General features: G+C 66.1%; 5 protein-coding genes. All 5 read right to left on the minus strand.

The genetic code is table 11. The annotated features are described in order from the left end of the window. Positions 1 to 163: 163 nt before the first annotated feature. The 5 genes from ACO48X_RS10805 to narH all read right to left on the minus strand — a co-directional run bounded on the left by ACO48X_RS10805 (position 164) and on the right by narH (position 4,647). Entirely contained in the window at positions 164 to 592 is a 429-nt protein-coding gene (locus ACO48X_RS10805) for a molybdenum cofactor biosynthesis protein MoaE (protein WP_485002091.1), read from the minus strand. Between the two features lies 1 nt (position 593). Further along, positions 594 to 1,583 carry a MarR family transcriptional regulator gene (locus tag ACO48X_RS10810; protein ID WP_485002092.1) on the minus strand — a complete coding sequence of 330 codons (990 nt, stop codon included), beginning with the start codon at positions 1,581 to 1,583 and terminating at the stop codon, positions 594 to 596. Positions 1,584 to 1,712: 129 nt separating this feature from the next. After that, positions 1,713 to 2,432 carry a respiratory nitrate reductase subunit gamma gene (gene narI, locus ACO48X_RS10815; protein WP_485002093.1) on the minus strand — a complete coding sequence of 240 codons (720 nt, stop codon included), beginning with the start codon at positions 2,430 to 2,432 and terminating at the stop codon, positions 1,713 to 1,715. Further along, the gene (narJ, locus tag ACO48X_RS10820) at positions 2,429 to 3,115 is read right to left on the minus strand and encodes a nitrate reductase molybdenum cofactor assembly chaperone (protein WP_485002094.1); all 687 of its coding nucleotides are present in this window, start codon (positions 3,113 to 3,115) and stop codon (positions 2,429 to 2,431) included. Before narJ ends, narI begins: the two co-directional genes overlap by 4 nt. Next, positions 3,112 to 4,647 carry a nitrate reductase subunit beta gene (narH, locus tag ACO48X_RS10825; protein ID WP_485002095.1) on the minus strand — a complete coding sequence of 512 codons (1,536 nt, stop codon included), beginning with the start codon at positions 4,645 to 4,647 and terminating at the stop codon, positions 3,112 to 3,114. Before narH ends, narJ begins: the two co-directional genes overlap by 4 nt. Positions 4,648 to 4,649: the final 2 nt, after the last annotated feature.

Raw genomic sequence — 4,649 nt, forward strand, 5'->3', positions numbered from 1 at the left:
GGAGCCGAACGGCCCGGCCAGACGGCGCCGGGCCGGGCGTCCGCGAGCGGCGGCGCACCCTCCCGGCCGGTTCCGTAGGGCAGGGCGTCGATGGCGCATTCGAGCGGCTCCAACGGCTCGACGAGCCCCTCGAGGAATGCCCGATGCTCTGAAACGCTGAATTTCACGCGGACTCCAATCCCGACCAGCTGTGGCTGCCGTCGGCCATGATCTGCTTCTTCCACACAGGCAGGCGAGCCTTGACTTCGTCCACCAGGGCCTCGGCTGCGGCAAAGGCCTGGGACCGGTGCTCGGCGGCCACCGCGACCACCATGACGAGGTCGCCGACGTCCAGCAGCCCCGTTCGATGCCAGGCCTCGACGCGGTGAACGCCTTGGCGCAGAGTCAGGCCTTCCGCGATCGACCGCAGAATGCGCGCGGCCGAGGGGTGCGCCGTGTACTCGAGCGCGGCCACGGTCGCGCCGCCCGAATGGTCGCGGACGGTTCCCTGGAACATCGCCACGGCGCCGCAACGCGGGTCGTGCGCATCCTTGCAAATTGCGGCGGCGTGCAGCCGCTGGGCCGTCAGCCCGGTGTGAACGACGTCGAGCATCTCACCCTCCCGCGAAGGGCGGCAGCACCTCGACGACGGTGCCGTCGCGAAGAGGCGTGTCCGTTCCCGACTCGCGTTCGTCGACGAGAAACGAGGAAATGTCGGCAACCCGTGCGAAATCGGGGAACTCGCCGACAATCTCGTCTATGAGCGCACGGAGGGTCTCGGGCGCCGAGGAGCGCGGGAACGTCATGCTGTCGGTCTGGCCCGCTCCGGCGGCGCCTCCGTAGCACCGCACGGTCAGCCGCCCGCCGCCCGCCGGCCGCCGGCCCTCCTGTTCGCACAGCGTCACCTTTGCGACGACCGGGTTGTCTGGGTCGGCGGCGAAGTCGACGTCGACGTCCGCGCCGCAGGCGGCCTGGACGATGCGCTCAACGGCGCCGCGGCGCAATTCGAGGGCCAGGGGATCCGGAAAGGCAGGGTCGGTGTATGGGCAGGCGTTGAGGATGAGGCACGACGGCGAAGTCGGATGCGAGGTTGCCGCAAAGCCCATATTCGTAAGAAAACGGCGGATGCAGTCGGCGTGGTTTGCGAGGGGGAAGTCTGAGCGGCCGGAGGCTTTCGGGCCGTCCGGGAGCTTGGCCGACTCGTTGTCGGACACAGCCTGTTCTCCCCACCTCGCGCCGATGTCGTAGGCCGCCTCGACCGGATTGGAGGCGTTGACGCGGAGCCAGGCGAGCATGGCCGAGACGCTTTGTTCGAGGAGCTGGCCGGCGAAAGCGGCGTTTGCGGGCGCGAGTGTGAGGTATCCGAGAGCGGGCCTGCCGCGCCCGGAAACCGGCAGCTGTTCGCGGGTGACCAACCCCGAATTGTAGAGGGCCTCGATGGTCTCGCGAACGGACGAGGAGTGCAGGCCGCTTTCCTTGGCCAGCTGGGTGACGGTCACCGGGACGTTGTGGCGTGAGACGGCGGTCAGAAGCGAGTGCTGCGCAGGGGTCAACCGGGCGATTGCAGACAGCAGATCGCCGAATCGATGGCGCTTGGCGCTCACGGACCCTCCTTTGCAGATTGCGTTTCGCCCTTTGACCGGCATTCTACGTGCGCCGTCGCCGGTCGGCCGCGCGTACGAGGCACGGTAGATCGCGCCTCGGGCTTCGCCGGCTCGGGGCTGCGTGCGAATTCACCAGCCGCGCGGACGGGACACGGGCTTGGCGCGGTCGCGCGAACGATAAACCACCTGGGGCCGGGTCAGGTAGCCCACCGGGGCCGAGACGACATGGACGAGGCGCGTGAAAGGCCAGATGCAAAAGAGCAGAAGGCCCGCCACGACGTGGAGCTTGAAAGCCAAGGGGACGTCGAGCATGAGCTCGGGCTTCGGACTGAACGTGAAGATCGAGCGGAACCACGGGCTGATCGTCTCGCGGTAGTTGTATCCCTCATGCCCGCCGAAGATCTGCGAGCTGACCGTGGCAACCGTCCCCAAGACGATGGGAATCGTCAGAAGGACGTAGGTGACGATGTCGTTGCGGGTCGTGGCCAACCGTACGGACTTCACGACGAAGCGTCGATAGATCAGCCCCACCAATCCAACGATCGTCATGAGGGCGGCGATGGAACCGAGCACGGTGGCGCCAAGATGGTACATGTGCTGCGAGACGCCGAAGGTCTCGGTCCATGAGGCGGGTACGGCCAAGCCGACCACGTGCCCTCCCGCAACGCACAGGATGCCGATGTGAAAGAGGGGGGAGGACCACCGCAAGATGGCCTTCTCGTTCCATTCCGAGGAACGGCTCGTCCACCCATACTGGTCGCTGCGGTAGCGCCAGAGAAGGCCCGCCACGAGCAGGACGAACGACACGTATGGAAGTGCGACCCATAGGAGGGTGTCGAGAACGGTCATGGTTGCAGCCTTTCCTGCGACGTCGGGAAAGGGGTGGCGGTCAGATCGCCTATGCCCACGAGTTCGGTGGGCGGCCCCTGGCTGATGAGCTTTCGATAGCCTTCGATCGCTTCCGGGCTGGGTTCCGGAAGCGTCAGGACGAGTGCGTTGAGGAGGTGGGCGTAAGGCGAATCGGCACTGCGCAGAGCCGTGCGGAGCACCTCGATTCCCTCCCGGTTCGCCCCCAGCAGGTCCTCGCCGACGCCGGATTCGTCGAGGGCGCAGAACTCCAAAACCACGGGCAGGTGGTCGGGAAGCTCTTCGCGAGCCGGCTCGAAGCCAGCGCGGGCCATGACCTCTTTGAAAGCGAGGATCGCTTGGCCGCGCCCTCGTGTGTCGCCCTGCGAATAGTAGGTCAACGACAAAGCGCAGCGCCGACGCTGGTCGAAGGTCTCGACGTAGAGAACCTGAAGTGCGCGCAGCCCCATCTGTTCTGCCTGCGTGCAGAATGCCTCCAGTTCTTCGGCCACCTCGTCCGGCAGAGCGTGCAGCTCCGCCCTGACCGCGGCGATCTCGCTTTCGAGGGCTTCGTCGGGGTAGTCGAGCAGCAGCGAGCACGCCATGCGTATGATCCGGGCCTGGTCGGCGTCGACCCGTATGCGGCGTTTGCTCGGAATCCTGGGGATTCCCACGAATGTGCTCATCGGAGAACCTCGAGGGGGAGCATGCGGCGTCCGTCCGAACGGGTGGGGTTCATGCCCGGGCCGACCCCGTGGAACGCTTCGACGTCGTAGGAGACCGGGCAGCCTTCGAGCTCCGAAATCCCGCGGGGCAGCTCCGGGCTGGCCGTGGGTATGACGTACCTTTCGTCGTACTTGGCGATGGCCAGAAGCCTGTACATCTTTTGGATGGTCGCCCCGTCCATGCCCACCGAGGCGGCGATGCTCTCGTTGCCTTCGCGGCCCATGAACACGTCGCGCATGTAGGAGCGCATGGCCGCCAGGCGCCTGAGCGAGAGCTCGACGGGGGCGGTGTCGCCCGCGGTGAAGAGCCCGGCCAGATACTCCATGGGAATGCGCATTTGCGAGATCGCCGACAGCAGCACCCTGTGGTCTTCGCCGTCGTTGCCCGAGGCGGTGACGGCGTCGACGACGGGGCTGAGCGGCGGAACATACCAGACCATGGGAAGCGTGCGGAACTCGGGATGGAGGGGAAGCGCCACGCCGTAGGTGGAGATGAGGTCCCAAATGGGCGATTCCTGGGCGGCGGTGATCCACGAATGCGGCACGCCGTTCATGTGCGCCTGCGCGACCACCTCGGGGTCGTGGGGGTCGAGCAGGATCTCCTTCTGCGCGGGGAAAAGACTCCGTTCGTCTTCCTGCGCGGCGGCCCATGTCACGCGGTCCGCGTCATAGAGGATGACCCCCAGATAGCGCAGGCGGCCAACGCAGGTTTCCGAGCACACCGTCGGCTGGCCCGCCTCCAGGCGCGGATAGCACAGCGTGCACTTTTCGGCTTTGCCGGAGTTGTGATTGAAGTAGACCTTCTTGTAGGGGCAGGCCGAGACGCACATGCGCCACCCGCGGCAGGCGTCTTGATCGACCAGGACGATGCCGTCCTCCGTCCTCTTGTACATCGCGCCCGAGGGGCAGGCCGAGACGCATGCCGGGTTGAGGCAGTGTTCGCAGATGCGCGGCAGGTAGAACATGAAGGAGTCTTCGATGTTCTTGGCGACCGAGAGGTTCATCTGCTTGAGCGTCGGATCCGAGTCCAACGTCTCCATGGAGCCGCCCAGATCGTCGTCCCAGTTCGGACCCCACTCGATGGTGTCGATGTTCTCGCCGGTGATGCGCGATTTGGCTCGGGCCACGGGGATGTTCGCCGAGCCCGCGGGGGCGGAGAGCAGCTTGTCGTACTCGTACGTCCACGGCTCGTAGTAGTCGTCCATGCCGGGCAGCGTCGGATTCGAAAAGATCTTCGCAAGGCTGGCCAGACGCCCGCCTTGGCGCAGCTGGAGCTTGCCCGACTTCGTCCTGCGCCAGCCGCCCTTCCAAGTTTCCTGGTCCTGCCAGGTGCGCGGATAGCCCACGCCGGGCCGCGTCTCGACGTTGTTGAACCACATGTACTCGGTGCCCTCGCGGTTCGTCCACACCTGCTTGCAGGTCACCGAGCAAGTGTGGCACCCGATGCACTTGTCGAGGTTCATCACCATTGCGATCTGGGCCATGACCTTCATCA

This window comes from Peptidiphaga sp. (assembly GCF_057238965.1).